Raw genomic sequence first — 1,108 nt, 5'->3', positions numbered from 1 at the left:
CTGACCTATGCCCGCGATGCGATCGAGAACACGCGCAAAACCTTTCAGGCGGAGATGCGGATCTTCACTGTCATGGACGCGGCGCTTGTCACCCTGAACGGGCTGCTGATCGTGGGTGTTGTCGGCTGGGCGGTCACGCTTTGGATGCAGGGTTCGGCCTCGGTCGGCCTGGTGGCGGCGGCCACGGCGCTGACATTGCGGCTGAATGCGATGACCGGCTGGATTATGTGGGCACTGACCTCCTTCTTCCGGCAGCTGGGTGTTGTGGCCGAGGGGATGGAAACCATTGCCCAGCCCATAGATCTGGTGGATTCGGCCAATGCGGACCCATTGCAGTTGAGCAAGGGTGAGATCGAACTGCGCAATCTTTCGCACCATTACGGGCGCGAGGCCGGCGGGCTGGACAAGATCAGCCTGACCATCCAGCCAAGTGAGAAGATTGGCCTGATCGGGCGGTCAGGTGCGGGCAAATCGACCCTGGTGAAGCTGCTCTTGCGGTTCTACGACGCTGAAAGCGGTCAGATCCTGATCGACGGCCAGGACATCCGCGCGGTGCCGCAGGACAGCTTGCGCAGCCACATCGGCATGGTGCAGCAGGACAGCGCGCTGATGCACCGCTCGGTGCGGGACAACCTGCTGTATGGCCGTCCGGATGCCAGCGAGGAGCAGATGATCGCCGCCGCCAAACAGGCGCAGGCGCATGACTTCATCCTGGATTTGGAAGATCCCCAGGGCCGCAAGGGGTATGACGCCCATGTGGGTGAGCGCGGAGTCAAACTGTCCGGCGGCCAGCGTCAGCGGGTGACGCTGGCCCGGGTGGTCCTGAAGGACGCGCCGATTCTGGTTCTGGACGAGGCCACCTCGGCGCTGGATTCCGAAGTCGAAGCGGCGATTCAGGAAACGCTGTACGGCATGATGCAGGGCAAGACGGTGATCGCCATCGCACATAGGCTGTCCACCATCGCGCAGATGGACCGTATTCTGGTGATGGACCAGGGGCGTATAGTTGAAGAAGGCTCGCATGAGACGCTTTTGCAGGCGCAGGGGCTTTATGCACAGCTCTGGGCGCGCCAGCCAGCATCCAAAGCTTCCAGCATTGAACGTTCAC

Annotated in this window: 1 protein-coding gene; it reads left to right on the top strand. The window is 62.1% G+C overall.

What is annotated here, in order from left to right; genetic code table 11:
• On the top strand, positions 1-1,108 hold a 1,108-nt coding region (locus A2I95_RS41170; RefSeq protein WP_291738051.1), incomplete at both ends, for an ABC transporter ATP-binding protein.

The sequence above is a fragment of the Leisingera sp. F5 genome, assembly GCF_001593695.1.
This window is presented reverse-complemented; position numbering and strand designations above follow the sequence as displayed.